Annotated in this window: 21 protein-coding genes and 5 tRNA genes; 15 read left to right on the top strand and 11 right to left on the bottom strand. The window is 67.8% G+C overall.

The window, feature by feature from the left end; translation table 11 throughout:
* Positions 1–190: 190 nt before the first annotated feature.
* The 6 genes from BEI_RS03540 to BEI_RS03515 all read right to left on the bottom strand — a co-directional run bounded on the left by BEI_RS03540 (position 191) and on the right by BEI_RS03515 (position 1,521).
* Positions 191–267, bottom strand: a tRNA-Asp gene (locus BEI_RS03540).
* 3 nt (positions 268–270) lie between these two features.
* Positions 271–347: transfer RNA gene (locus BEI_RS03535), tRNA-Val, on the bottom strand.
* A 31-nt stretch (positions 348–378) separates the two neighbouring features.
* Positions 379–455: transfer RNA gene (locus tag BEI_RS03530), tRNA-Asp, on the bottom strand.
* A 26-nt stretch (positions 456–481) separates the two neighbouring features.
* Positions 482–558 (bottom strand) — tRNA-Asp (locus tag BEI_RS03525).
* Positions 559–598: 40 nt separating this feature from the next.
* Positions 599–674 (bottom strand) — tRNA-Val (locus BEI_RS03520).
* Between the two features lie 115 nt (positions 675–789).
* Entirely contained in the window at positions 790–1,521 is a 732-nt protein-coding gene (locus BEI_RS03515) for an alpha/beta family hydrolase (protein WP_227644564.1), read from the bottom strand.
* Between the two features lie 163 nt (positions 1,522–1,684).
* Between BEI_RS03515 and ccoN the strand changes: the two genes are divergently transcribed.
* The 11 genes from ccoN (at position 1,685) to fnr (ending at position 12,622) form a co-directional block, all read left to right on the top strand.
* Positions 1,685–3,109, top strand: a complete 1,425-nt coding sequence (ccoN, locus tag BEI_RS03510; RefSeq protein WP_097788213.1) for a cytochrome-c oxidase, cbb3-type subunit I — start codon at positions 1,685–1,687, stop codon at positions 3,107–3,109.
* A 22-nt stretch (positions 3,110–3,131) separates the two neighbouring features.
* Positions 3,132–3,740, top strand: coding sequence for a cytochrome-c oxidase, cbb3-type subunit II (ccoO, locus tag BEI_RS03505; protein ID WP_097788212.1), 609 nt, complete (start codon positions 3,132–3,134; stop codon positions 3,738–3,740).
* Between the two features lie 2 nt (positions 3,741–3,742).
* Positions 3,743–3,955, top strand: coding sequence for a cbb3-type cytochrome oxidase subunit 3 (locus BEI_RS03500; protein WP_097788211.1), 213 nt, complete (start codon positions 3,743–3,745; stop codon positions 3,953–3,955).
* Positions 3,952–4,881 carry a cytochrome-c oxidase, cbb3-type subunit III gene (ccoP, locus tag BEI_RS03495; protein ID WP_097788210.1) on the top strand — a complete coding sequence of 310 codons (930 nt, stop codon included), beginning with the start codon at positions 3,952–3,954 and terminating at the stop codon, positions 4,879–4,881. Before BEI_RS03500 ends, ccoP begins: the two co-directional genes overlap by 4 nt.
* A gap of 133 nt (positions 4,882–5,014) precedes the next feature.
* A complete protein-coding gene (gene ccoG, locus BEI_RS03490) occupies positions 5,015–6,451 on the top strand; it encodes a cytochrome c oxidase accessory protein CcoG (RefSeq protein WP_097788209.1) in 1,437 nt (478 codons plus the stop codon).
* The gene (locus BEI_RS03485) at positions 6,451–6,963 is read left to right on the top strand and encodes a FixH family protein (RefSeq protein ID WP_097788208.1); all 513 of its coding nucleotides are present in this window, start codon (positions 6,451–6,453) and stop codon (positions 6,961–6,963) included. The genes ccoG and BEI_RS03485 overlap by 1 nt, the downstream gene beginning before the upstream one ends.
* Before the next feature lie 9 nt (positions 6,964–6,972).
* Positions 6,973–9,438: a heavy metal translocating P-type ATPase gene (locus BEI_RS03480; protein ID WP_097788207.1), complete on the top strand. Its 2,466-nt coding sequence runs from the start codon at positions 6,973–6,975 to the stop codon at positions 9,436–9,438.
* The gene (ccoS, locus tag BEI_RS03475; protein ID WP_097788206.1) at positions 9,435–9,653 is read left to right on the top strand and encodes a cbb3-type cytochrome oxidase assembly protein CcoS; all 219 of its coding nucleotides are present in this window, start codon (positions 9,435–9,437) and stop codon (positions 9,651–9,653) included. Before BEI_RS03480 ends, ccoS begins: the two co-directional genes overlap by 4 nt.
* Positions 9,653–10,360, top strand: a complete 708-nt coding sequence (locus BEI_RS03470; protein WP_097788205.1) for a sulfite exporter TauE/SafE family protein — start codon at positions 9,653–9,655, stop codon at positions 10,358–10,360. Before ccoS ends, BEI_RS03470 begins: the two co-directional genes overlap by 1 nt.
* Positions 10,361–10,451: 91 nt before the next feature.
* On the top strand, positions 10,452–11,810 hold the full coding sequence (locus tag BEI_RS03465) for a radical SAM protein (protein ID WP_097788204.1): 1,359 nt from the start codon (positions 10,452–10,454) through the stop codon (positions 11,808–11,810).
* A 68-nt stretch (positions 11,811–11,878) separates the two neighbouring features.
* Positions 11,879–12,622, top strand: a complete 744-nt coding sequence (gene fnr / locus BEI_RS03460; RefSeq protein WP_097788203.1) for a fumarate/nitrate reduction transcriptional regulator Fnr — start codon at positions 11,879–11,881, stop codon at positions 12,620–12,622.
* Between the two features lie 31 nt (positions 12,623–12,653).
* Here the strand turns inward: fnr and BEI_RS03455 are convergent, their stop codons facing one another.
* The 5 genes from BEI_RS03455 to BEI_RS03435 all read right to left on the bottom strand — a co-directional run bounded on the left by BEI_RS03455 (position 12,654) and on the right by BEI_RS03435 (position 17,506).
* Complete coding sequence (locus BEI_RS03455; RefSeq protein ID WP_097788202.1) at positions 12,654–12,968, bottom strand: cupin domain-containing protein; 315 nt, start codon at positions 12,966–12,968, stop codon at positions 12,654–12,656.
* A gap of 17 nt (positions 12,969–12,985) precedes the next feature.
* Positions 12,986–13,858 (bottom strand): hypothetical protein, encoded by an 873-nt coding sequence (locus tag BEI_RS03450; protein WP_097788201.1) that lies wholly within the window; start codon positions 13,856–13,858, stop codon positions 12,986–12,988.
* 156 nt (positions 13,859–14,014) lie between these two features.
* A complete protein-coding gene (gene ttcA / locus BEI_RS03445) occupies positions 14,015–14,929 on the bottom strand; it encodes a tRNA 2-thiocytidine(32) synthetase TtcA (protein ID WP_097788200.1) in 915 nt (304 codons plus the stop codon).
* Between the two features lie 96 nt (positions 14,930–15,025).
* The gene (locus BEI_RS03440) at positions 15,026–15,649 is read right to left on the bottom strand and encodes a 3'-5' exonuclease (protein ID WP_097788199.1); all 624 of its coding nucleotides are present in this window, start codon (positions 15,647–15,649) and stop codon (positions 15,026–15,028) included.
* Between the two features lie 33 nt (positions 15,650–15,682).
* Entirely contained in the window at positions 15,683–17,506 is a 1,824-nt protein-coding gene (locus tag BEI_RS03435; protein WP_097788198.1) for a DUF294 nucleotidyltransferase-like domain-containing protein, read from the bottom strand.
* Positions 17,507–18,241: 735 nt separating this feature from the next.
* Here BEI_RS03435 and BEI_RS03430 point away from each other — a divergent pair.
* The 4 genes from BEI_RS03430 (at position 18,242) to BEI_RS03415 (ending at position 24,924) form a co-directional block, all read left to right on the top strand.
* Positions 18,242–18,502, top strand: a complete 261-nt coding sequence (locus tag BEI_RS03430) for a DUF4212 domain-containing protein (protein ID WP_097788197.1) — start codon at positions 18,242–18,244, stop codon at positions 18,500–18,502.
* A 6-nt stretch (positions 18,503–18,508) separates the two neighbouring features.
* Positions 18,509–20,302, top strand: coding sequence for a sodium:solute symporter family protein (locus BEI_RS03425; RefSeq protein WP_097788196.1), 1,794 nt, complete (start codon positions 18,509–18,511; stop codon positions 20,300–20,302).
* 92 nt (positions 20,303–20,394) lie between these two features.
* The gene (locus BEI_RS03420; RefSeq protein ID WP_097788195.1) at positions 20,395–20,910 is read left to right on the top strand and encodes a hypothetical protein; all 516 of its coding nucleotides are present in this window, start codon (positions 20,395–20,397) and stop codon (positions 20,908–20,910) included.
* 69 nt (positions 20,911–20,979) lie between these two features.
* Positions 20,980–24,924 (top strand): hybrid sensor histidine kinase/response regulator, encoded by a 3,945-nt coding sequence (locus BEI_RS03415; RefSeq protein WP_097788194.1) that lies wholly within the window; start codon positions 20,980–20,982, stop codon positions 24,922–24,924.
* Positions 24,925–25,077 lie beyond the last annotated feature (153 nt).

Here is a 25,077-nt window from a genome sequence, read left to right as displayed (position 1 = left end):
TCAGCGGTCCCAGTGCCAGGGGACGGAACAGGTGGGGGAAATCGGTCACGGTCAAGCTCCTCGCTCTCGGGCGTCCAGAATTCAAACAACTGTATGATAGCCGTTCGCGAAACGTAAAGCCCAAGAGGAAGTCAACCACACGAAAAAGCCCCGAGTCTTGAGACTCGGGGCCGGGAATTCGCTTTGCAGATGGCGGACCGGACGGGACTCGAACCCGCGACCTCCGGCGTGACAGGCCGGCATTCTAACCAACTGAACTACCGGTCCGCGTGGTGGGCGATACTGGACTCGAACCAGTGACCCCCAGCATGTGAGGCTGGTGCTCTAACCAACTGAGCTAATCGCCCACGCGTACTGCATCGATTGTGTGCGTCATCGTGGCGGACCGGACGGGACTCGAACCCGCGACCTCCGGCGTGACAGGCCGGCATTCTAACCAACTGAACTACCGGTCCGCAAGATGATGCGGTGCAGGAAACGCTGGCGGACCGGACGGGACTCGAACCCGCGACCTCCGGCGTGACAGGCCGGCATTCTAACCAACTGAACTACCGGTCCGCACTCGTTTCTGCGACATGATCGGGCCATTGCAGGGCAATGGTGGGTGGTACAGGGATCGAACCTGTGACCCCCAGCTTGTAAGGCTGGTGCTCTCCCGGCTGAGCTAACCACCCCCGGTCACGTGGCGCTGCATTCTACAGGGGCCGGCGGCATTGTCAACGCGTTTTTTCATCCCGCCCCATTTCGTCCCGGCAAGAGAACCACAGGCCATTCATCCACTTGGCCGATTCAGGCGGTACTGCCATGGCGTCCCATGGCCTCGGCGATCCAGCGCCCTCCCTCGCGGATGAGGTCCTCCTGTGTCCGTCCCGAGGCACGTCGAGGCTTCCAGTCATGATCCCCGTCCTCGAGCCAGTGCAATTCGGCGACGCCCGGCAGGGGGTAACCGCTCACTTCCTCACGCGTGCCGAAGGGATCCCGCGTGCCCTGTACCACCAGGGTCGGGCAATCCAGCCGCGGCCAGTGGTCGAGACGCAGCCTGTCCGGCTTGCGGGGCGGGTGGAAGGGATAGCCGCAGAGCACCAGGCCGGGGGCGCCATCCCGAGCCGCCAGCAGGCTGGCCACCCGCCCCCCCATGGACTTGCCCCCCAGCCACAGGGGAGAGGGACAATGATGCGACACGCTGTCGCACCATTGGGCCAGTTCCTCGACCAGGTGATCGACCCTGGGCGGGGGACGGCGGCGGCCTTCCTCGCGCATCCGACGCAGGTAGGCGAACTCGATGGCGAGCGTCTGGACCCCGGAGTCGGCGAGGGCCCGGCGCAGTCCTCTCAGGAAGGCCGTGTCCTGACCAGCCCCGGCACCATGGGTCAGCAGCAGTCTCCCGGCGCGGCCATCCCCCTCCACCTCGAGGGGGCCGAGCCCCTCGATCGACCAGGCTCCCGAGACGCCATCACGCAGCCTGGCCCCCAGGGAGTCGAGGGAGATGAGAGGAAAAGATTGAGAAGAATGGTCGGACAATTTCGGGCTCCCTTGGTTCAGAATCCGGCGATTCACTTGTTCAGCTTATGGCATGCCTGCGCTAGAATCCCGGGTGGTTATTGACCTGCATCATCCTGCGGGAGGTCGACTCGGGGCAGAATGCCGCGGGCCACCCCCAAACCGCGTTCGATGGGAACCTGACATGAGCACAGCACTTGAACACCCGACCTACAATTACAAGGTAGTTCGGCAGTTCGCGATCATGACTGTGGTGTGGGGCATCGTGGGCATGGCCCTCGGTGTCACGATTGCCGCACAGCTGGTATGGCCGGAACTGAACCTGGGACTGCCGTGGACGAGCTTCGGCCGCCTGCGCCCCCTCCACACCAACGCCGTCATCTTCGCGTTCGGCGGCTCGGCGCTGTTCGCCACCTCCTACTACGTGGTACAGCGGACCTGCCAGACGCGCCTGATCTCCGACAAGCTGGCCGCCTTCACCTTCTGGGGCTGGCAGGCGGTGATCCTGGCCGCGGTGGTGACCCTGCCCATGGGCTATACCGAGGTCAAGGAATACGCCGAGCTCGAGTGGCCGATCGACATCCTGATCGCGGTGGTGTGGATCAGCTATGCCATCGTCTTCCTGGGGACCATCAAGCAGCGCCGGACCTCCCACATCTACGTGGCCAACTGGTTCTTCGCCGCTTTCATCCTCACCGTGGCGGTGCTGCACATCGTCAACAGCGCGGCGATTCCGGTCTCCGCCATGTACTCGATCTCGCTCTACTCGGGCGCCATCGACGCCATGACCCAGTGGTGGTACGGCCACAACGCGGTGGGCTTCTTCCTGACCGCCGGCTTCCTGGGGATGATGTACTACTTCGTGCCCAAGCAGGCCGAGCGCCCCGTCTACTCCTACCGCCTGTCCATCGTCCACTTCTGGGCGCTGATCATGGTCTACATGTGGGCCGGGCCGCACCACCTGCACTACACCGCCCTCCCCAACTGGGCCCAGTCGCTGGGCATGATCATGTCCATCATCCTGCTGGCCCCCTCCTGGGGCGGGATGATCAACGGCATGATGACCCTGTCCGGCGCCTGGCATAAGCTGCGTACCGACCCGACCCTGCGCTTCCTGGTGGTGGCCCTGTCCTTCTACGGCATGTCCACCTTCGAGGGCCCGATGATGGCGGTGAAGACCGTCAACGCCCTCTCCCACTACACCGACTGGACCATCGGTCACGTCCACGCCGGCGCCCTGGGCTGGGTGGCGATGATCACCATCGGCTCCATGTATCACCTGATTCCGCGCCTGTTCGGCCGCACCGAGATGTACTCCGTGGGCCTGATCGCCGTGCACTTCTGGCTGGCCACCATCGGCACCGTGCTCTACATCGCCGCCATGTGGGTCAACGGTATCCTGCAGGGCCTGATGTGGCGCGCCGTCAACCCGGACGGCACCCTGATGTACACCTTCGTCGAATCCGTCGAGGCCAGCGGCCCGGGCTACATCGTGCGGATGATCGGGGGCCTGTGCTGGGTGGTCGGCATGCTGATCATGGCCTTCAACGTGTTCATGACAGTGCGCCGTCAGGAAAGCCTCCGTCAGCCGATTCCGCAGACCGCCTGAGCCAACAGGGAACGAGACACCAATGAGACACGAGATTGTCGAAAAGAACGTCGGCCTGCTCGCCGTGCTGGTCCTGGTGGTGATCAGCTTCGGCGGCCTGGCCGAGGTCGTGCCGCTGTTCTTCCAGAAGCAGACGACCGAACCGGTGGAGGGCCTGAAGCCGCTCTCCGCCCTGGAACTGGCCGGGCGTGACATCTACCGTCGCGAAGGCTGCGTCGGCTGCCACTCCCAGATGATCCGCCCCTTCCGTGCCGAGACCGAGCGCTACGGCCACTACAGCGTGGCCGGCGAGTCCGTCTACGAGCACAACTTCCTGTGGGGATCCAAGCGCACCGGGCCGGACCTGGCCCGGGTCGGCGGTCGCTACAGCGACGACTGGCACCGCGCCCACCTGTACAACCCGCGCGACGTGGTGCCGGAGTCGGTGATGCCGGCCTACCCCTGGTTGTTCGAGAACACCCTCGACGGCGAGCACATCGCCGACAAGATGCGGGCCATGCGCACCCTCGGCGTGCCCTACACCGACGAGCAGATCGCCAACGCGCGCGACGAGGTCCGCGGCGAGCGAGAGATCACTGCCCTGGTGGCCTACCTGCAACAGCTCGGCACCGTGCTCAAGGACACGCGCTGACCATGGATATCGGGACCGTTCGCGGCATCATCACCGGCATCCTGATCGTCGCCTTCCTGGGGCTCGTCTGGTGGGCCTACTCGAAGCGACGCAAGAAGGATTTCGACGAAGCGGCCAACCTGCCCTTCGCCGACGAGGATGAACGACCGAACCGTGACAAGAGCGCCTCCGTCGAGGCCGATTCCCGACAGAACAAGGGAGACAGGAACGCATGAACAATCTTTGGGGTGACTCCCTTTCCGGCTTCTGGAGCGCCTGGATCATCGTCATCACGCTGGGCACCATCGCCATCAGCGCCTGGCTGCTGTTCGCCAACCGGAAGACCGACAAGACGCCCGACGCGGAAGGCAACGTGGAGACCACCGGCCACGCCGCGGACGAGATCGAGGAATACGACAACCCGCTGCCGCGCTGGTGGTTCCAGCTCTACGTGGGCACCGTGATCTTCGCCCTGGGCTACCTGGTGCTCTACCCCGGCCTCGGCAACTACGCCGGCCTGCTGGGCTGGACCCAGGAAAACCAGTGGGAGGAGGAAGTGGCCCGCGCCGAGGAGCAGTACGCGCCGATCTTCGCCCAGTACGAAGAGGTGCCGATCCCGGAGCTGGCCCGGGACGGGGAGGCCATGAAGGTGGCCGAGCGCATCTTCCTCAACAACTGCGCCATCTGCCACGGCTCCAACGCCAAGGGCGGCTACGGCTTCCCCAACCTGACCGACGACGCCTGGCTGTATGGCGGCGCGCCGGAGAACATCGTCCAGACCCTCACCAACGGGCGCAACGGCCTGATGCCCTCCTGGCAGCAGCTCGGCGAAGAGAACATCGCCAACCTGACCCAGTACGTGATGTCGCTCTCCGGCCAGGCCGAGGACCCCGAGCGCGCCGAACAGGGTGCGGCGGTCTTCGCCTCCGTCTGTGCGGCCTGCCACGGGCCCGACGGCACCGGCAATCAGGCCCTGGGCGCGCCCGACCTGACCGACGATGCCTGGCTGTATCGCCAGCCCGGTCAGCCGCTGGACGCGGCCATCGCCCAGACCCTGCGCAACGGCCGCAACGGCCACATGCCGGCTCAGGCCGCCTACATCGGCGAAGACAAGGTCCACCTGGTGGCCGCCTATGTCTATAGCCTGAGCCAAGAGGAATAAGCCCGGCCTCCCGGGCGCGAGCGAAGGGTGTGGCCTGGGGTCGCACCCTTTCTCGTTGGAGCCCCCGCTCGCTACAATCGGGCCCATCGACAGGGCCTGGCCCTGCCCTCACCTTGCCTGCCGTGAGCCTGCCATGAGCGAGAAGATCCCCACCCGTGACGTGACTCCGGACCCCGTGAAGCATCACCAGCCCGGGGAGACGGTCACCCAGGAGATGTACGCCAGCCGCCGCCATATCTACGTGCGCGAGATCAAGGGCGTCTTCCAGCGCCTGCGGCGCAGCGCCAACTGGGCGCTGATGCTCGCCTTCTTCCTGATTCCCTGGATCCAGTGGGGCGACCGGCCGGCGGTGTGGTTCGACCTGCCCGGGCGTGAATTCCATATCTTCGGCGCCACCTTCTATCCCCAGGAGTTCATGCTGCTCTCCTGGCTGCTGATCATCTGCGCCTTCGGCCTGTTCTTCATCACGGTGTTCGCCGGCCGGGTCTGGTGCGGCTACACCTGCCCCCAGAGCGTCTGGACCTTCCTGTTCATCTGGGTCGAGCACCGCCTGGAGGGTCCGCGCAACCGCCGCATCAAGCTCGACAAGCGCGAGATGGATGCCGACAAGCTGCGGCGCAAGACCGCCAAGCACGTCGTCTGGCTGGCCATCGCCGCCGCGACCGGCATCACCTTCGTCGGCTACTTCACCCCGATCCGCGACCTGGTGGTGGCACTGCCGACCCTGGAGGCCCACGGCTGGTCCTACTTCTGGGTGGGCTTCTTCACCGTCTTCACCTACCTCAACGCCGGCTGGCTGCGCGAACAGGTGTGCATCTACATGTGCCCCTATGCCCGCTTCCAGTCGGTGATGTTCGACCGCGACACCCTGATCGTGTCCTACGACAGCGCCCGGGGCGAACCCCGCGGCCCGCGCAAGAAGCGCCTCAGCCACGACGAGGCCCGGGCCGCCGGCCACGGCGACTGCATCGACTGCGACCTCTGCGTTCAGGTCTGCCCTACCGGCATCGACATCCGCGAAGGCCTGCAGTACGAGTGCATCACCTGCGCGGCCTGCATCGACGCCTGCGACAGCGTGATGGACAAGATGGGCTATCCGCGCGGCCTGATCCGCTATACGACCGAGAACGCCCTGGAGGGCAAGCCGACCCACATCCTGCGGCCGCGCCTGCTCGGCTACCTGGCCGCACTGCTGGTGATGATCGGCCTGTTCGCCTGGGCGGTGGCCGACCGCGCCGCGGTGGGCTTCGAGGTGGAACGCGACCGCAACGAGCTGTTCCGGATGACGCGGGACGGCGAGATCAGTAATGTCTACACCCTGACGGTGCGCAACCTCGACCGCGAGGATCACACCTACCGGCTCGAGGCCTCCGGCCTGCCGGGCCTGGTCCTGGACACCGAGCGGGTCAGTGTGCCCGCCGGCGAGTCCCGTCAGCTGGTGATCGAGGCCACCGTGCCCCCCGAATCCATCGACCTGCCCAGTCACGAGATCCTGCTGCGCCTCGAGGCCATCGACGACCCCGACATCGGGCTCGAGCGCGACAGCCGCTTCATAGGAGAGACCCGCTGATGACGGCGGAACACGAACATATCCCGCCCTGGTACAAGCAGTTCTGGCCCTGGTTCCTGATCGGGCTGCTGGGTTCCTCGGTGGCCTTCAGCCTGGTCTACCTGACCCTGTCGATCCGCTACTTCGACGGCACCGTGGCCCAGGACTACTACAAGGAAGGCCTGGCCATCAACGAGCGGATCGCCAAGCAGGAGCAGGCCAGCGCCCTGGGCCTGGCGGCGACCCTGCGCGCCGATCCGGCGACCGGCGACATCGTCGTCGACCTGAACGGCGAGCCGTATCCCGAGCAGCTGGTGCTGAAGCTGATCTTCCCCACCGAGAGCGCTCGCGATCGCACCCTGACCCTCGAGCACGTGCGCGCCGGCCGCTACGTGACCATGCTGGAGGAGCCGCTGCGCTACCGCTGGTACCTGCACCTGCAGCCCGAGGAGGGGCCCGAGGCGGCCTGGCGCCTGACCGGCGAGGCCCGCTTCCCGACCGAGGACGAGATCGCCCTGCTCCCCGGGATCTGATCCTCCGCCATGACCACCACCGCCCTGAGCTCTTCCGTCGCGGCCCCCGCCTGCTACCACTGCGGCAGTCGGGTGCCGGGCGACGCTCCCTGGACGATCACCCTGGACGACGTCGTCCACCCCCTGTGCTGCCCCGGCTGCGAGGCGGTGGCCCACGCCATCGTCGACGGCGGGCTTGCCAGCTACTATCGCTTCCGCACCGAGCTGCCGGAACGCCCGGACGATCACCAGGCGGCCCGGGCCGAGACCTGGGCGGTGTTCGACGACCCCGGGCTGCAGTCGCGCTTCGTCCATCCCGGCGAGGGCGGCCGGGTCCATGCGACCCTGGCGGTGGACGGCATCACCTGCGCGGCCTGCGCCTGGCTGATCGAGCATCGGCTGAATGCCCTGGACGGGGTCGCCGCCAGTGCGGTGAACCTTTCCCATCATCGCGTGAGGGTCGACTGGAACCCCGAGCGCCTGGCCTTCTCGCGAATCCTGGCCGAGATGGCCGCGATCGGCTATCAGGCCCAGCCCTACGAGCCCGATGCCGCCCAGAGCCGCCTGCGACGCCGGGAACGCATGAACGTGCGTCGCCTGATCGTCGCCGCGGTGGGGATGATGCAGGTGATGATGTTCTCCATCCCCTTCTACGTGGCCGGACAGGATGGCCTCGATGCCGACTTCGACGCCCTCTTCCACTGGCTGGCCTTCGCCCTGACCACCCCCGTGGTGCTGTTCTCGGCCCAGCCCTTCTTCGCCGGCGCCTGGCGCGACCTGCGGATGCGCACCCTGGGCATGGACGTGCCGGTGTCGCTGGCCATCGGCTCGGCCTACCTGGCCAGCGCCTGGGCGGTGATCCTCGGAGAAGGGGATGTGTACTTCGACTCCGTGGCCATGTTCACCTTCTTCCTGCTCTTCGGGCGCTACGTGGAAGTTCGCGCGAGACGGCGCAGCGGGCGCGCCGGCAATGCCCTGGCCGATGCCCTGCCCCTCTCGGCCATCCGCCTGGCCGCGGACGGCACGGAGCGCATCCTGCCGGCCAGCGAGCTCACCACCGGGGACCGGGTGCTGGTCAGGCCCGGCCATGGAGTCCCCGCCGACGGGGTGATCGAGAATGGCGAGTCCAGCCTCGACGAGTCGATGCTCACCGGCGAGACCCTGCCGGTGACCCGCCGGACCGGCGACCCCGTGACCGGCGGCAGCCAGAACATCGAGAGCCCGCTCACGGTGCGCGTGACCCGGGCCGGGCAGGACGCCCGGGCGGCCAGGCTGGTGGACCTCACCGACCGCGCCTTCGCCAGCCGGCCCCGGATCGCCCGGGTCACCGCCCGACTGGCTCACCACTTCGTGCTCCAGGTGCTGCTGATCGCCGCCGCCGTGGCGCTGGCCTGGTGGTTCATCGAGCCGTCTCGGGCCTTCTGGGTCACCCTGTCGGTGCTGGTGGTCACCTGTCCCTGTGCCTTGGCACTGGCCACCCCCACCGCGGTGACCGCCGGCCACGGCCAGCTCCATCGCCGCGGGGTGCTGCTGACCCGGGCCGATGCCCTGGAGACCCTGGCCCAGCTGGATCGCGTGATCTTCGACAAGACCGGCACCCTCACCGCCGGAGAAATCAGCCTGGAACGGATCCAGCCGCTCCAGGACGGCGACCCGGACCGCCTCGCCGCCGTGGCCGCCGCCCTGGAGGCGCACTCCGAGCACCCCATCGCGAGAGCCTTCCGCCCTCACCGGCGGGGCGGGCTTCGGGCCGAGGACGTGATCAGCCGCCCGGGCCAGGGCCTGGAGGGGCGCCTCGACGGCCATTCCTGGCGGCTGGGCACCCCGGAATTCGCGGCCCCCGAGGCGGCGCCGGCGCCACCGGACGACGGCCACTGGCTGCTGCTCGCCGAGGCCGGCGAGCCGCGGGCCTGGTTCGCCCTGCGCGACCGGCTGCGCGACGATGCGGAGACGACCATCGCCGCCCTCAGGGCCCGTGGCCTGGCGGTGGAGCTGCTGTCCGGCGACACCGAGGGGGCCACCCGCTCGCTGGCCGAACGACTGGGCATCGAGGAATGGCGCGCCAAGGCGAGTCCCGAGGACAAGCTCGCCCGGCTGCGTGCCGTCCAGTCCACTGGCCAGCGGGTGGCCATGGTCGGCGACGGCATCAATGACGTCCCGGTGCTGGCCGGAGCCGACCTGGCCATCGCCATGAACGGCGCCACCGACCTGGCCCGCACCCGGGCCGATGCCGTCTTGCTCGGCCCGCGCCTCATGCGTATCGTCGAGGCCATCGAGATCGGCCTCGCCACCCGGCGAATCATCCGCCAGAATCTCGGCTGGGCCCTGGTCTACAACCTGGCCGCCCTGCCGCTCGCGGCGATGGGCTGGGTACCGCCCTGGCTCGCCGCCCTCGGCATGTCGGCCAGCTCCCTGGTGGTCGCCGCCGAGGCCCTGCGCCTGGCGCGCTGGACCCCCGCGACCGCCACGCCCGCTACGAGACCCGAGCACGCATGACCATCCTCTACCTGCTGATCCCGCTGTCACTGATCCTTCTGGGCGCGGCCGTCTGGGCCTTCTTCTGGGCCGTCAAGCACGACCAGTTCGAGGACCTGGAAGGCCCGGCCCATCGCATCCTCTTCGACGAGGACGACAACGACCGCCCCCCGGAGGAGCGGGACCGCTCCCGCGGCGAGCGCGGACGGCAAGACGACGACTCCCCGGACACCTGATGGATCCCACCGGACTCGACCTGCCGCCGCTGGCCGCGGCCTTCGTCTTCGGCCTGCTCGGCGGCGCCCACTGCATCGGCATGTGCGGCGGCATCATGAGCGCCCTGACCTTCGCCGTGCCGCCCAGCATGCGTCACCCCGCCCGGCTCTCGGGCCTGCTGCTGGGCTACAACCTGGGGCGCATCGCCAGCTACATGGTCGCCGGCGGCCTGGTGGCCGGCCTCGGCACCCTGATCGGGATCGCGCCCGGCGCACGCCTGGCCTTGCAGGTCCTGGCCGCTGTGATGCTGATCCTGATGGCCCTCTACATCGCCGACTGGTGGAAGGGGCTGCTGCGAGTCGAGGCCCTGGGCCGGCGACTCTGGCGTTACCTGGAACCGGTCGGCCGGCGGCTGATGCCGGTCGTGAAGATTCCCCAGGCTATCGCCCTGGGCGCCGTCTGGGGCTGGCTGCCCTGCGGGCTGGTCTATTCCATGCTGGCCTGGAGCCTGGCCAGCGCCGAACCGGGCCGGGGCGCGGCGCTGATGGGCGCCTTCGGCCTGGGTACCCTGCCGGCCCTGCTGGTGACCGGCCTGGCCGCCCGCCAGCTGGGAGCCCTCATCCGCCATCCGGCCACCCGCAGCCTGGCGGCCCTGGCGATCATCGGCTTCGCGCTCTGGCAGCTGTGGGCCCTGCTGCCCGCCGGCGCCCCCCACGGCGGCCACTGAGCCGACGAACTCGGGCCCGCTTGACCCAGCTCAATCCGCTCCGGCCCCGGCGGCACTAGCATGAAGGCATCAGTCATCCCGGAGTGCCCCTATGCCCTTCAGCGCCCCAGCCGAGCGCGATCATCCTGCCCACCAGGCGATGATACGGCACCCGCTGCCGGCAGCCGGGCCGACCTATGACGACTATCCCAGGCCCGAGGCCTTCGGCGACGAGTTCGGCGCCGAGGCCTTCGGGGCGGCGCTGGCGGCCAGCAACACCGGCGGTCGGCCCCTGTCGATGGACCTCGCCCTGCCCTATTGCCGGCAGGGCTGCTGGCATTGCGAGCGCCGGGTCATCACCGGTGACGGGCAGGTCCCCGACGCCTACCTGGCCCGGCTGGACCGGGAAATGGTCCTGCTGCGGCAGTGGCTGGATCCCGGGCGTCGCCTGCAGGCCCTGCATTGGGGAGGCGGGACCCCGACCCTGCTGGGGCTGGACCAGATGGGCGAGCTGATTGATCGGCTGGCGGCGCGCTTTCCGCTCGAGACCGGCCGCGACCGGGACTTCACGATCGAGATCGACGCCCGCGAGGCCGATGTCTTCACCCTGCGTCATCTCGAGGCGCTGGGCTTCAATCGACTGACCCTGCCGCTGATCGACCTGGCCCCCCGCGTCCAGGCGGCGATCAACCGCCCGCAGCCCCGGCAACTCACCGAACCCTTGCTCGACGAGGCGGACCGGCTCGGTTTCCGCTCGCTGACCCTGGAACTGGTCATCGGCCTGCCCTACCAGACCCGGACCAGCATCGCCGAGACCGTGGGCCAGGTCATCGCCCTGGCGCCGCCGCGCATACGACTGGTCTCCTACCGTCATCGCCCCGAGCGCCACCCCGGTCAGCGCCATATACCGCCCGCCACCCTGCCCCTCCCGGCGGAGACGCACCAGATGCTCGTCGAAGCCGATGCCCGGCTGGTCACGGCCGGCTACGTGCACCTGGGACGGGAGCACTATGCCCGGCGCGGTGCCGCCCAGGACGATGCCCTGCGCCAGGCACAGCGAGAGGCCGCCCGGGACCGCCTGGGACTGGGGGTCGGGGCGGTATCGCGGCTGCCGGACGCCTGCGCCCGCAATGCCACGGATCTCGCCGGCTATGCGGCGGCCCTGGATGCCGGACGGCTGGCCACCGCCTCGGGGCGCCGGCTGACCGAGGAAGACCGGCTTCGCCGCCAGGCCATCGCCATGCTGTACGGGGACCGGGTGCTGGATCTCGATGCCCTGGACAGGGCGCTGGGCATCGACGCCGAACGACGGCTCGCGGGCGCCTTGTCCCGGCTGGAGGGCCCGGCCTGCGCGGGGCTGATCGAGCGACGGGGACGACGCCTGGCGGTCACACCGGCCGGTCGCTGGCGCCTGGATGAACTGGCCGGTGTCCTGGATGCCTACCGCCTGCCGCCGGGGGGTACCTCCTAAGGGATGCTATGCCGATTCGGCGTGTTTCCTCCATAATGTCGGGCAGAGCCAACATCAAGGAGGACCGCATGCCTGATACCGCAGCCGGGAGGCGGCGTTCACTGTTGAACGAGACCCGCTGCCAGACCTGCAGCCTCAGTTCACTGTGCCTGCCCCTGGCCCTGGAACTCGAGGACATGGACGAGTTCGACGCCATCATCCGCCGCCGGGCGCCGCTCAAGAAGGGCGAGTCGCTGTTTCGCCAGGGGGGCCCCTTCACCAGCGTCTATGCCGTCCGCTCGGGCAGCCTCAAGCAGGTCACCACCGAGGGCAGCGGGGACGACCAGCTCACCAACTTCTACCTGCCCAGCGAACTGGTGGGGCTCGACGGCATCGACGAGGAAGCCTACCCGGGATCGGTGATCGCGCTGGAGACCACCACCGTCTGCGAGATCCCCTTCGACCGGCTCGACGCGCTGTCGGAGCGCCTGCCGGAGCTGCGCGCCCAGCTCTATCGCAGCATGAGCAAGGAGATGCGCGATGATCGCCGGATGATGCGCCTGCTGTCGCGCAAGACCGCCGACCAGCGGCTGGCGACCTTCTTCACCAGCCTGTCGGACCGCTTCCGGCGTCGTGGCTACTCGCCCTACAGCTTCCGCCTCTCCATGTCCCGGGCCGATATCGGCAACTACCTGGGGCTGGCCGTGGAGACCGTCAGCCGCATCCTCGGCCGGTTCCAGCAGCAGGGGCTGGTGGCGGTCTCCGGTCGTGAGGTCAATATCCTCGACCTGGACGCGCTGATCGCGGTGGCCGAGGAAGAAGGCTGCCGCTGACGCCCCCCGGCGAGGGGGCACGGCCGGCGGATCAGGGCCCGTAATGCACCGCCAACCAGATGGTGTCCGTCACCGGCGTCGTCCAGGCCACCCGGTGGCGACGGTGGGCCGGGATATCGACATGGCTCCCCGGCGTCAGCCGGATTTCCTCGTCCTCGAAGGCCAGCACGGCCTCCCCCTTCAGCACCACCACCCATTCATGCTGGGCCTGGTCGTACCAGCCCGACGGCGGGGAGCGGTGTCCCCGGGAGACGATGCGCTCGATGGTCACGGCTTCGTGGCGGACGAGGACGTCGAAGACTTCCGTCGAGAGATCCTCGGGCAATGATGCGTACAGGTTCGGCATAAGGTCCTCGCTTCTCGTCATTCGCCGCGCAGCGCCTGGTGGCGACGATGGGCACGGCGCTTCTGCTCCAGATAGCTAGCCTCGTCCAGTTCGCGCAACTGCCGCGGGTAACGCTCGGTGGCCGCGAACCAGCGCCGCAGCCGCGTCTCGAGCCGCTGCTCGCGCCCCGCCAGATGGACCCTGAGGGCCAGGTAGAAGCGCATGACATTGCGCTCGATCATGCCGCGCATGCCGCCGACGTAGCGAGGCTCCCCCCGCGCATCGTGTCCCTCGACGGTGAAGCCCACGCGATCCCGGCCGGCGAAGGTGAAGTAGGCCCAGAGGGCGACTCGGGCGGGAGTCCCGTACACCAACGAATAGCGCAGCTCGATCAGGCTCGCCTCCTCGCCGTCGGGAATCGCCCGCAGCCGAAGGCGGAAGGCGCGGGTGTCATAGGGCCCCCGGTCGCCCTCCAGAACGACGGCGAGATATCCCGGCTGCCGCGCCCCGACGTGGAATTGCAGATCGAGTCGCTCCGCCTCCTGGAGCGACTGGTAGTGCTTCCTGCCGACGTGGACGCGGAGGGTGGCGTTGCCGCCCTCGTCGTCCGCTCGACAGGCCTTGACGTTGAGGTGCAGGAAGAGGATTTCGCACCAGGCCCCTGCCGAGGTCAGTTCCTCGTCCAGCGCCGGAAAGGGCTGAGGGAGCCGGGCATGGACGCTGCCGCTCACCGAGTAGGACCGCTGCTCGGATGCCACCCGGACGGGCTCGGCGAAGGACGTCCCGGCGATCGCCGCACGCCAGCGCTCCTGCAGGCTCGCCTCCTGCGCTCCCGCCGCCGACGACGCCACACCGACCAGGAAGATCAGCATGGCCAGGCGGACGAACGAGGCAAGGCGGCCTGTGGACATCGATGGCTCCCGGCGACGGCTCTCGACTGAAGAATAGCCGGTGAGACGACCGCCATCCGCGGCCACGCGCCATCAGCTCCCGAGCCCCAAAACGCCGCCACCCCGCCGAGGCCATCGGCGGGGTGGCGCGTCGCCTCATCGGCCTTGCGGCCGCGCTCAGCCCTCGTCGTGGATCGCGATCCGGTCGGCCAGCAGCCTCCGCTGCTTGTCCTCGAGGCCGGCGAAGTCGAACAGCTCGCGATCGGCGAGCTGGGAAGGCGCCACGTTGGTCACCGCCTTGAACATGCTCTCCAGCCGCCCGGGGTGCTTGGCCTCCCACTCGGCCAGCATTTCCTTGACCACCTGGCGCTGCAGGTTGGGCTGGGAGCCGCAGAGGTTGCAGGGAATGATCGGGAAGGCCATCTGCCGGGCGAACTCGGCGATGTCCGCCTCGCGGCAATAGGCCAGCGGGCGGATGACGATGTTCTTGCCGTCGTCGGAGAGCAGCTTGGGCGGCATGGCCTTGAGGCTGCCGCCGAAGAACATGTTGAGGAACAGCGTCTCGAGGATGTCCTCGCGATGGTGGCCCAGGGCGATCTTGGTGGCGCCGATCTCCTCGGCGAAGCCGTACAGGGAGCCGCGCCGCAGTCGGGAGCACAACGCGCAGGTGGTCTTGCCCTCCGGGGTCTTCTCCTTGACCACCGAATAGGTGTCGCGCTCGAGGATGTGATAGTGGACGCCGATTCCGTCCAGGTACTCGGGCAGCACGTGCTCGGGGAAGCCGGGCTGCTTCTGGTCCAGGTTCACCGCCACCAGCGAGAAGGCCACCGGCGCGTTGCGCTGCAGGCTGCGCAGGATCTCCAGCATGGTGTAGCTGTCCTTGCCGCCGGACAGGCACACCATCACCTTGTCGCCGTCCCGGATCATGTCGTAGTCGATGATGGCGTTACCGACCTGACGCCGCAGGCGCTTCTGCAGCTTGTTGAACTCGCGCTTGGCCTTGGCGTCAGGGCCATCGGCGCCGGGCGCGGGAGACTCGGCGGGGAAGGCGTCCTCGACGGGACGGGGGTCGAACATCACGGCATCTTGCATGGTCAGGGCGCTGCCAGGGCATCTACGGGTGAACGGCCGCCTATGCTACCACTCCGGGCCCGGCGCTGGCGATGGAAGGCCCGCCGGACGGGGCCTTCAGGAGGTCCGCCTGATCTGGGAATGGCGGGCCAGGCGCAGGTGGATCAGGGCGGTGGTCACCGCGGTCCCCAGGGCGCTGTGACGTCCCATCACCGGTACCCCCAGACGCTCGGCGACCTGCTCGAAGCGCGGAGAGGGCTCGAGCTGGGGATGATGATGGCGCTGGCGCCGCTCGTAGACCTGAGCCAGGTCGATGCCGGCATTGGGCAGGTCGAAGCCGAATGCCTGGCGTAGCTGGCGGTTGAGCAGGGACAGCTCCCGGTCCAGCCGCCAGCCGACCAGCGGCCGGTTGCCGACGAAATCCAGCAGCCGGGCCAGGGCCTCGTCGATCGTCATCCCCTCGTCCAGGTCGATGCCGCGCAGGCCGTGATGCCGGATGGCTTCCCCGCTCAGGCTCCCCGGCCGCTTCAGGCGAAGCTCGAGGGACTCGCTGGTCAGCACCCGGTCCCCGCGGATGCGCACCGCCGCGATGGCCAGCGGCTCGGCATGCCGCGGGTCGCGCCCGGTCTCCTGGACCGCGATCGCCACCATCTCCTCCCCCGTATAGGGGCGGAAGAGCCAGCCGTAGCGGCCATGGGCATGGCGGTGGCGATCCACCACCCGGCGCAGGGTCTTGAGCATCCGAGCCTCCTCAGCTTGGCGGGGACGGGGTCCTCACGAGTATTCGAGGTGATAGCGATGAGAGAGTCGCTGCTTGAAGTCCTTGACGATATGCAGCGCCTCACGCAGCAGGTCGCGCTCCAGGGACGACAGCTCCTGGACCACGACGCGATCCGGCTTGTCCGACGGGGTCCCCTCGCCGTCCAGCCGGGCGATCTGCTGCTTGAGACGCAGCTCGGTGAACAGTGACAGGGCCTCGCCCAGGTCCTCGGCGAAACGCGCCTCCAGGCGGCCGTCCTCCACCAGGGCATCGAGCCGCTCCAGGGTCGAGGTCACGCCGATGCGGCGTTCGAGTGCCATGACCCGGACCCCATGGACGATGGGGAAGATGCCGCCCTTCTTGATGTCGATGCCGTGCTGGGGCTTCTTCAGCGAACCGAACAGGGTCAAGGGAGTGGAGAAGTGCAGCGCCGGCCGGGCGAAGTAGGACAACAGCAGCTCGTCGCGGGACGCCGCCTCGAACAGCGCCCCCCTCACCCGCTCCAGCAGGGCGGCGTTGCCTTCATCGGCGTGGGCATCGAGCATGATCGCCAGCTTCATCAGGCTGTCGCCGTCACGGCGCTCCACCCAGCGGGCGATACGCTCCTTCCACTGGGTTTCGGTGCCCACCCACTCCGGGTTGGACACCATGATGTTGCCCGGGCAGCGGGGATAGCCCAGCTCGACCAGCGTCTCGGTGAAACGCTGCATCTGGGCGGCACGGTCCGGCCAGTCCAGGTGATCCTCGAGGATCAGGCCGTTGTCCTGATCCGTCTTGAGGATCTGCTCGCCGCGTCCCTCGCTCCCCATGACCATCAGGCAGCTGTCCTGACGGTAGCGCTCCTCGACCTGGAAGCCCCAAGCCTTGTGGATGATTCGTCCGTTCAGCGCCGCGAGCAGCCCCATGGCGAACCGCAGCTTGACGCCCTGGGCCATGAGGGCCCGCACCAGCTCGGGGGTGCGACGGCTGGCGGCGGCCAGCGCTTCCAGGTCCCCGGCCTGCTCCACCTGCAGGCTGACCACGTAGCTGCGACTGGAGAAGTAGCTGAGCACGTCGGTGAGTTCCACCACGCCTTTCGGCGCCCCGGCCTCCATCACCACCACCCGCTCCACCTGGTGGCGGGTCATCAGCACCAGCACCTCGAAGAGGTACTGGTCGGCTCGGACGGTGATCAGCGTGAAATGCGCCAGCGACGACAGCGGGGTGTCCTGGGACTGTCCCTCGAGCACCAGGGCGTTGAGCAGGTCGGTCTTGGTGACCATGCCCGCCCCCTGCTCCCCCTCGACCAGCAGGCTGTCGGCATGCCCCTCGTGAAGGGTACGCACCGCCTCGGCGATGGTCGTGGTCGCCGCCAGGCAGAGCGGGGGACGCATGCACTCCTCGACCCGGGCGAGCATGAAGCCGGCCATCGTCACGCCACCGGCGGCGCGCTGTTCGGTCAGCAGACGGGTCTTGTGCGCCAGGCGCTGGCGAAAGAACTCGGCGAAGGCCGGGTAATCGTCGCACAACTGCAGGAAGAGCCCCTTGGGCAGGAGGTAGCAGAGGGATTCCTGCTCGGCCCGGAACCGATAGCGACTCTTGCCGTTGAGGATGCTGATGGCCCCGAAGAGGTCGCCGCTGGTGTAGTGGCCGATCCGCTCCCGGGCCCCGGGCTGGGAGGTATCCAGCTCCGCGACCTCGCCCTTGTGGATGAGGAAGACATACTCGCCGGGCTGCCCGGTCTCGAGGATGACCTCGTCGCGATCGAAATAGGCGAGGTCGATACCGTGGCGTACCCGCTCACGTCCCGCCTCGTCGAGAAGGCTGAACGGCGGTTGGGAAAGATCGACATCGACCATGGGGCGGTCCTCGTGCCGGAGACGGCCGTGCCCACCTTCGCTGAACCCCCGATGGGATGCTCAACGGAATGGGCCGGCATGGCCAGGGCGAATCCTGCTCGCCTCCAGATTAGCAAAGCCGACCCATCCACCAGAACGTAGACCATGGTTCTATGAACCCATCCGGGCCCTTGCCGGTGATGACATGGTTCACTCGACCAAGGTCTCACCTCCTTCCTCATCGCTCACGGGAATGCTTCGACTTTCGGCGTCATACCAAGGTCATGCGCGCTCACGGATTCGACCAAGGTCTCATTCGACACGCGGTTAGACGATCATCCTACTTTCGCCTCACTGCCAGGTAACAGAATCCCACAACCCTTCATATCCAACTGATTTCCATATGTTTAATGAAACCCTTTTCAATCGTTTTGCGCTCATGATACGAAAGTCTGCGATGTTTTTTTCGACGTTGTTGACCAGCATTACCCAGGCAAGGTGGACGTGTGATACCGCCACCGAGAAGGCATCTCAACCATGCAACCAGGAAGGCGGTATCGGATTGCCAGGATGAGAGGGTGACGCCACTCGGGTTGCAAAAGACCGCCCTGGCGTCGACTCGAGCTTCCTCATTACGACACGCTGCCACCCCGATATTTCGCCGCAGGCCGGTCATGCGGCCGGGGAAGACCCTGCGGTGCCCCATGCACGCTGGATGCGACTTCCCAACCCCAACAACAAGTGGAGAGCAACACCATGGCAGAAGAGAAACCCAACGCGGAAGCCTACTGGGCGGCCAACCTCCGCCTGATCGCCGGCTGCCTGGTCGTGTGGGCAGCAGTGTCCTACGGCTGTGCAATCCTGCTGCGCCCGCTGCTGTCGGGCATTCCCGTGGGCGGAACCGACCTGGGCTTCTGGTTCGCCCAGCAGGGATCCATCCTGACCTTCATCGGCCTGATCTTCTTCTACGCCTGGAAGATGAATCGGCTGGACAAGAAATTCGGGCTCGGGGAGTAAGCCAGCATGAGTCAATTCGCCATCAACGTCCTCTTCGTGGGCGCTTCCTTCGCCATCTACATCGGCATCGCCATCTGGGCGAAAGCCGGTTCCACCAAGGACTTCTACGTGGCCGGCGGCGGGGTGCATCCCATCACCAACGGCATGGCCATCGGCGCCGACTGGATGTCGGCGGCCTCCTTCATCTCCATGGCCGGCCTGATCGCGGCCGGCGGCTACGCCAACTCCACCTTCCTGATGGGCTGGACCGGCGGCTACGTGCTGCTGGCCATGCTGCTGGCGCCCTACCTGCGCAAGTTCGGCAAGTTCACGGTGCCGGAATTCATCGGGGATCGCTTCTACAGCAAGCAGGCGCGCATGGTCGCGGTGATCTGTCTTATCGTGGCCTCGGTGACCTACGTCATCGGCCAGATGGCCGGCGCCGGGGTGGCCTTCTCGCGCTTCCTCGAGGTGGACGCCACCACCGGCCTGATCATCGCCGCCGTGGTGATCTTCTTCTACTCGGTGCTGGGGGGCATGAAGGGCATCACCTACACCCAGGTGGCCCAGTACATCGTGCTGATCATCGCCTATACCATCCCGGCGGTGTTCATCTCGCTGGAGCTGACCGGCAACCCGATCCCGCCGCTGGGCCTGTTCTCCGATCACAGCGAGTCCGGCGTGCCGCTGCTGGCCAAGCTCAACGAAGTGGTCACCGCGCTCGGTTTCAACGAGTACACGGCGGACGTGGACAACAAGCTCAACATGGTGCTGTTCACCCTGTCGCTGATGATCGGCACCGCCGGCCTGCCCCACGTCATCATCCGCTTCTTCACCGTGCCCAAGGTCGCCGACGCGCGCTGGTCCGCCGGCTGGGCCCTGGTGTTCATCGGCCTGCTGTACCTGACCGCCCCGGCCGTGGCCTCCATGGCGCGCCTCAATATCGCGACCACCGTCTATCCCGACATGGCCGGCCAGGTCGAGAACGTCGCGGATGCCACGACCAACCCGATCCTCTACGAGGAGCGCCCCGGATGGATCCGCACCTGGGAAGAAACCGGCCTGATCCAGTATGAAGACAAGAACGGCGACGGCCGTATCCAGCTCTACAACGACACCGAGGCCTTCGCGTCGACCGCCGAGGCGCGCGGCTGGGAAGGCAACGAGCTCTCGGTCAACAACGACATCCTGGTACTGGCCAACCCGGAGATCGCCAACCTGCCCGGCTGGGTCATCGGCCTGATCGCGGCGGGCGGCCTGGCGGCAGCCCTGTCGACGGCCGCGGGCCTGCTGCTGGCGATCTCCTCGGCGATCAGTCATGACCTGATCAAGGGCTCGATCAACCCCAACATCACGGAGAAGGGCGAGCTGATGGCGGCGCGGATCTCCATGACCGTCGCCATCATCGTGGCCACCTACCTGGGGGCCAACCCGCCGGGCTTCGCCGCCCAAGTGGTGGCACTGGCCTTCGGTATCGCCGCCGCCTCGCTGTTCCCGGCGCTGATGATGGGGATCTTCTCCAAGCGGGTGAACAACAAGGGCGCCATCGCCGGCATGCTCACCGGCCTGGCCTTCACCCTGATCTACATCTTCGTCTACAAGGGCTGGCTGTTCATCCCGGGCACCAACAACCTGGCGGACACTCCGGAGAACTGGGTGCTGGGGATCTCGCCGCTGTCCATCGGCGCGGTCGGTGCGATCATCAACTTCGCCGTCGCCTTCGGCGTCTCCAAGGTGACCGAGGAACCGCCCAAGGAAATTCAGGATCTGGTCGAGAGCGTGCGCTATCCCAAGGGCGCTGGCATGGCCGTCGACCACTGAGTCATAATCCCACCCCGGCGCCCCGAGGCGCCGGCCCCAACCTCTCATCGGGCTTCCCTCGGGAAGCCCGATCGCTGTCAGGAAGCTGTCACATGATTTGGCACTTGATTGCGGCGGTCTTCGCCGGACTCGGCGCGGCGGGCATCGGCCTCCTGCTCCGCACCCTGAGCGCGCGACGATTGCCCCGCTGGATCGTCCCGGCCCAGGGCCGCCTGGGCATGATCGCCTACCAGGTCCATCACGAGTACTCCTGGTTCGAACACAAGAAGGCCCAATTGCCGGACTCGGCCCGCGTGGTGACCAGCGAGCAGAGCTCGGCCTTCTGGCGCCCCTGGACCTACCTGGTGCCGCTGACCACGGCCTTCACGGTGGTCGACGAGCAGAGCCTGGTCCGCTCCCGGGCGAACGACCAGCGGCTCGTGGAGTTCATCCTCTATCGCTTCGAACGCGCCCACGTCGACCGGCTGGACCACCGTCCCCACCTGATGAACTGCAGCACCGGCGAGCTGGTGCCGCTGGCCGAAGACACCCGCCGGCCGCAGACCGAGGCAATGCGCCGCCTGGATGCCGACGATCCGCTGCACCGGGCGCTCTGCCGCGAGGCCTGATCCCCCACGACGGCGTGGACAGCGCCCCGGCGAGCCTTAGAATGGGTGACAACCGGAGGGAGAGTGCCCATGTTCGCTGGCTGGCTGCTGATCGCCGTCTCACTGCTCTACATCGCCGTGCTGTTCGCCATCGCCTGGCGCGGCGACCGGCTGGCCCGCCAGCACGGCGCCAGCCGCCGGCGACCGGTGATCTACAGCCTGGCGCTGGCGATCTACTGCACCTCCTGGACCTTCCACGGCGCCGTCGGCCAGGCGGCCACCTCGGGCTGGTCCTTCGCCAGCATCTTCGTCGGCCCCATCCTCACCCTGCTGCTGTTCTGGCCGGTGCTGGCCAAGATGATCCGCGTCGCCAAGCACCAGAACGTGACCTCCATCGCCGACTTCATCGCCTCCCGCTATGGCAAGACCCAGTCGCTGGCGGCCTTCGCCAGCCTGGTGGCACTGATCGGCACCCTGCCCTACATCGTGCTGCAGCTGAAGGCCGTCTCCACCTCCTTCAGCGTGCTCACCGACGCGGGTGACATCACCCGGGCGCCGCTGTTCGGCGACACCGCCTTCTACGTGGCCCTGGTGATGGCGGCCTTCGCCATCCTCTTCGGCACCCGCCATACCGATGCCACCGAGCATCACGAGGGCCTGATCCATGCCGTGGCCTTCGAGTCGCTGGTCAAGCTGGTGGCCTTCCTGGTGCTCGGCGCCTACGTCACCTGGGGCATGTTCGACGGCCTCGGCGACCTGCTGGCCTTCGCCGACATCCAGCTCGAGCTGCAGCGCCAGCTCGCCCAGCAGGACTTCGGCCAGAGTTTCTGGGCCCAGACCCTGCTGGCCATGCTGGCGATCCTCTGCCTGCCGCGCCAATTCCACGTGGCGGTGGTGGAGAACACCCATCGGGACGATGCCGCCAAGGCTCGCTGGCTCTTCCCCCTCTACCTGGTGGCCTTCGCCTTCTTCGTGCTGCCGCTGGCCGCCGCCGGCCTGACCGTCTTCGCCGACGGCAGCGTCGAACCCGACAGCTACGTGCTGGCCCTGCCCATGGCGGCGGGCAGCGAGTGGCTGGCCCTGCTGACCTTCATCGGCGGCTTCTCGGCCTCCACCGGCATGGTGATCGTCGCCGCGGTGGCGGTGTCGATCATGATCTCCAACGAGATCGTCATTCCCGCGCTGTTCCGGCTACGCTGGTTCGACACCAAGGCCCGGGACTATGGCCGCCTGGTGCTGCGGGCTCGACGCATCACCATCGCGGCGATCCTGGCCCTGGCCTACGGCGCCTACCAGCTGATCGGCGAGTTCAGTTCCCTGGCCGCCATCGGCATGCTGTCCTTCGCCGCCGCCGCCCAGTTCGCCCCGGCGCTGATCGGCGGCCTCTACTGGAAGCGCGGCAACCGCCTGGGCGTCATCGTCGGCATGAACGCCGGCTTCGCCATCTGGGCCTACAGCCTGCTGATGCCGGCGATGATCTCCGCCGGGGTCCTGCCGGCGTCCTGGCTCGACGGCGGGCCGCTGGGCATCGGTTGGCTGTCGCCCACGGCGCTGTTCGGCCTCAACGTCGGCGACGGCTTCACCCACGGCGTGATGCTGTCACTCGGGGTCAACCTGGTCGCCTACATCTTCGTCTCCCAGATGACCCCCCAGCGGGTGGTGGAGCGCATCCAGGCCTCGCTGTTCGTGGACAGCGTGGAGACCCGCCAGACCTCGGTGAACCGCCCCTGGACCGGCGCCACCACGGTGGGGGACCTCAAGGTGCTGTGCGAACGCTTCCTCAGCGCCGACCAGGTCGGCCGGGCCTTCGACGACTACGCCCGACGCACCGGCAAGCCCCTGGAGGACAATGCCCGGGCCTCCATCGACGTCATCCAGTTCACCGAGCGTTTCCTGGCCTCGGTGCTGGGCGCCTCCTCGGCGCGCATCGTGGTCAACTCGGCCCTGCAGGGCCGCGGCATCGGCATCTCCGACGTGATCTCCATCGTCGACGAGGCCTCCCAGGTGCTGGAGTTCAACCGCGCCCTGCTCCAGGCCACCATCGAGAACATCAACCAGGGCATCAGCGTGGTGGACCAGAACCTGCGGCTGGTGGTCTGGAACCAGCGCTACCTGGAGCTGTTCCGCTTCCCCGACCACCTGATCCGGGTCGGCGCCCCGGTCGACAAGATCTTCCGCTACAACGCCCACAGCGGCGAGTACGGCCCCGGCGACCCGGAGGAGCACGTTCAGCTGCTGCTCGACAACATCCGCGACGGCCAGCCCCATCGCTACGTCCGCTATCGCCAGGACGGCAGCGTGCTGGAGGTCCAGGGCAACCCCATGCCCGGCGGCGGCTTCGTCTTCACCTACCAGGACATCACCCAGCAGAAGCGCATCGAGGAAGCCCTGATCCGTTCGGAGAACAACATCCGGATCTACACCGACAACGTGCCGGCGCTGATCGCCTACTTCGACAAGGATCGCCGCTACCTCTTCACCAACCGGGCCTACGAGCAGGCCTTCGGCATCGACCGCAACGCGGTGATCGGCAAGCCGGTCCAGGAGGTGATGCCCGAACCCCTGGCCCGGGAACGCGAGCCCTGGATCGCCCGGGCACTGGCCGGCGAGCGGGTCAACTTCGAGGTCTCGCTGCGCCTCGCCGAGGGGCTGCGCTACATGCTGGTCACCTACACGCCGCACTTCGGCGACAGCGGGGCCATCCTCGGCTTCTTCGCCCTTTACCAGGACATCACCGAGCGCCGGCGCGCGGAGATCGCCCTCAAGGAGACCAACGAGACCCTGGAGGAACGGGTCCGCGAGCGCACCCAGGCGCTGTCCGAGGCCAACGCCGCCCTGCGCCAGGAGAACCGGGTGCGGGCCGAGGCCGAGCAGGCCCTGCGCCAGGCCAAGCAGGTCGCCGAGGACGCCAACGCCTCCAAGACCCGCTTCCTGGCCGCGGCCAGCCATGACCTGCTGCAGCCGCTCAACGCCGCGAGGCTGTTCACCTCGGCGCTGTCCCAGGACATGGAAGCCGAGGAGATGCGCCGCACCATCGGCCACATCGACAACTCCCTGCAGGCCGCCGAGGAACTGCTGGGTACCCTGCTCGACATCTCCAAGCTCGATGCCGGCGCCCTGACGCCGCGACGCAGCCACTTCGCCCTGGCCGACATCTTCCACCCGCTGCGCGCCGAGTTCGAGGTGATGGCCGAGGACCGCGGCCTCGACCTGGTGGTGGTGCCGACTGGCGCCTGGGTGGACAGCGACGCCCAGATGCTTCGCCGGATCGTGCAGAACTTCCTCTCCAATGCCATCCGCTACACCCAGGAGGGCCGGGTGTTGCTGGGCTGCCGTCGCCAGGGCGAACGGCTGTCCATCGAGGTCTGGGACAGCGGCCCCGGCATCCCCGAGGCCAAGCAGGCCGAGATCTTCCAGGAGTTCCGCCGGCTGGACCAGGCCTCGCGGCACAAGGAGAGCGAGAAGGGCCTGGGGCTGGGGCTGTCCATCGCCGACCGCATGAGCCGGGTGCTCGATCACCCCATCCGGGTGCGCTCCTGGGAAGGGGTCGGCACCGTCTTCGCGGTCAGCGTGCCCATGGTGGAAGCGCGACAGAAGGCTGCCGCGGACGAGAGCAAGCCCCGCCGCGCCGGCAACAAGCTGGCCGGCAAGCGCATCCTGTGCATCGACAACGAGTCGCTGATCATCGAGGGCATGAAGGCCATGCTCTCCGGTTGGGGCTGCGAGGTCTTCACCGCCACCTCCATCGGCGGGGCCAAGTCCGTGCTGCGCCACCTGGACGAGGATCCGGACGCCATCCTCGCCGACTATCACCTGGACAACGAGGTCACCGGACTGATGGCCATGGAGGCCCTCGACGAGGCCCTCCACGGCGCCGTGCCCGGCATCGTGATCACCGCCGACCGCACCGAGGAGGTCGCCGAGGAGATCAAGCGCGCCGGCTACCAGCTGCTGCTCAAGCCGGTGCGCCCCGCCGCCCTGCGCGCCCTGCTGACCCGCACCCTGCAGGCCAGCCGCACCGTTCGCGAGCTGTAAGCTCGCAAGCTGGAAGCTGGAAGCTGGAAGCCGGTAGGTCGGGTAAGCGCCAGCGCACCCGACAGCCAACGGCGCCCCTACCCGCCGGATGCGCCCGCTATCGCGGGCTTATCCGGCCTACTCGGCTGGAAGCTGGGCAGCAGCGTAAATGAA

Origin of the sequence: Halomonas beimenensis (assembly GCF_002549795.1) — a bacterium.
GTDB classification, from domain to species: Bacteria; Pseudomonadota; Gammaproteobacteria; order Pseudomonadales; family Halomonadaceae; genus Halomonas; species Halomonas beimenensis.
The sequence above is the reverse complement of the archived record's forward strand: the minus strand, read 5'-3'. Positions and strand labels throughout refer to the sequence as shown.

Coding starts and splice junctions, on each gene's coding strand:
- ccoN (WP_097788213.1), top strand. CDS start 1,685: ATGAGCACAGCACTTGAACACCCGACCTACAATTACAAGGTAGTTCGG.
- ccoO (WP_097788212.1), top strand. CDS start 3,132: ATGAGACACGAGATTGTCGAAAAGAACGTCGGCCTGCTCGCCGTGCTG.
- BEI_RS03500 (WP_097788211.1), top strand. CDS start 3,743: ATGGATATCGGGACCGTTCGCGGCATCATCACCGGCATCCTGATCGTC.
- ccoP (WP_097788210.1), top strand. CDS start 3,952: ATGAACAATCTTTGGGGTGACTCCCTTTCCGGCTTCTGGAGCGCCTGG.
- ccoG (WP_097788209.1), top strand. CDS start 5,015: ATGAGCGAGAAGATCCCCACCCGTGACGTGACTCCGGACCCCGTGAAG.
- BEI_RS03485 (WP_097788208.1), top strand. CDS start 6,451: ATGACGGCGGAACACGAACATATCCCGCCCTGGTACAAGCAGTTCTGG.
- BEI_RS03480 (WP_097788207.1), top strand. CDS start 6,973: ATGACCACCACCGCCCTGAGCTCTTCCGTCGCGGCCCCCGCCTGCTAC.
- ccoS (WP_097788206.1), top strand. CDS start 9,435: ATGACCATCCTCTACCTGCTGATCCCGCTGTCACTGATCCTTCTGGGC.
- BEI_RS03470 (WP_097788205.1), top strand. CDS start 9,653: ATGGATCCCACCGGACTCGACCTGCCGCCGCTGGCCGCGGCCTTCGTC.
- BEI_RS03465 (WP_097788204.1), top strand. CDS start 10,452: ATGCCCTTCAGCGCCCCAGCCGAGCGCGATCATCCTGCCCACCAGGCG.
- fnr (WP_097788203.1), top strand. CDS start 11,879: ATGCCTGATACCGCAGCCGGGAGGCGGCGTTCACTGTTGAACGAGACC.
- BEI_RS03455 (WP_097788202.1), bottom strand. CDS start 12,968: ATGCCGAACCTGTACGCATCATTGCCCGAGGATCTCTCGACGGAAGTC.
- BEI_RS03450 (WP_097788201.1), bottom strand. CDS start 13,858: ATGTCCACAGGCCGCCTTGCCTCGTTCGTCCGCCTGGCCATGCTGATC.
- ttcA (WP_097788200.1), bottom strand. CDS start 14,929: ATGCAAGATGCCGTGATGTTCGACCCCCGTCCCGTCGAGGACGCCTTC.
- BEI_RS03440 (WP_097788199.1), bottom strand. CDS start 15,649: ATGCTCAAGACCCTGCGCCGGGTGGTGGATCGCCACCGCCATGCCCAT.
- BEI_RS03435 (WP_097788198.1), bottom strand. CDS start 17,506: ATGGTCGATGTCGATCTTTCCCAACCGCCGTTCAGCCTTCTCGACGAG.
- BEI_RS03430 (WP_097788197.1), top strand. CDS start 18,242: ATGGCAGAAGAGAAACCCAACGCGGAAGCCTACTGGGCGGCCAACCTC.
- BEI_RS03425 (WP_097788196.1), top strand. CDS start 18,509: ATGAGTCAATTCGCCATCAACGTCCTCTTCGTGGGCGCTTCCTTCGCC.
- BEI_RS03420 (WP_097788195.1), top strand. CDS start 20,395: ATGATTTGGCACTTGATTGCGGCGGTCTTCGCCGGACTCGGCGCGGCG.
- BEI_RS03415 (WP_097788194.1), top strand. CDS start 20,980: ATGTTCGCTGGCTGGCTGCTGATCGCCGTCTCACTGCTCTACATCGCC.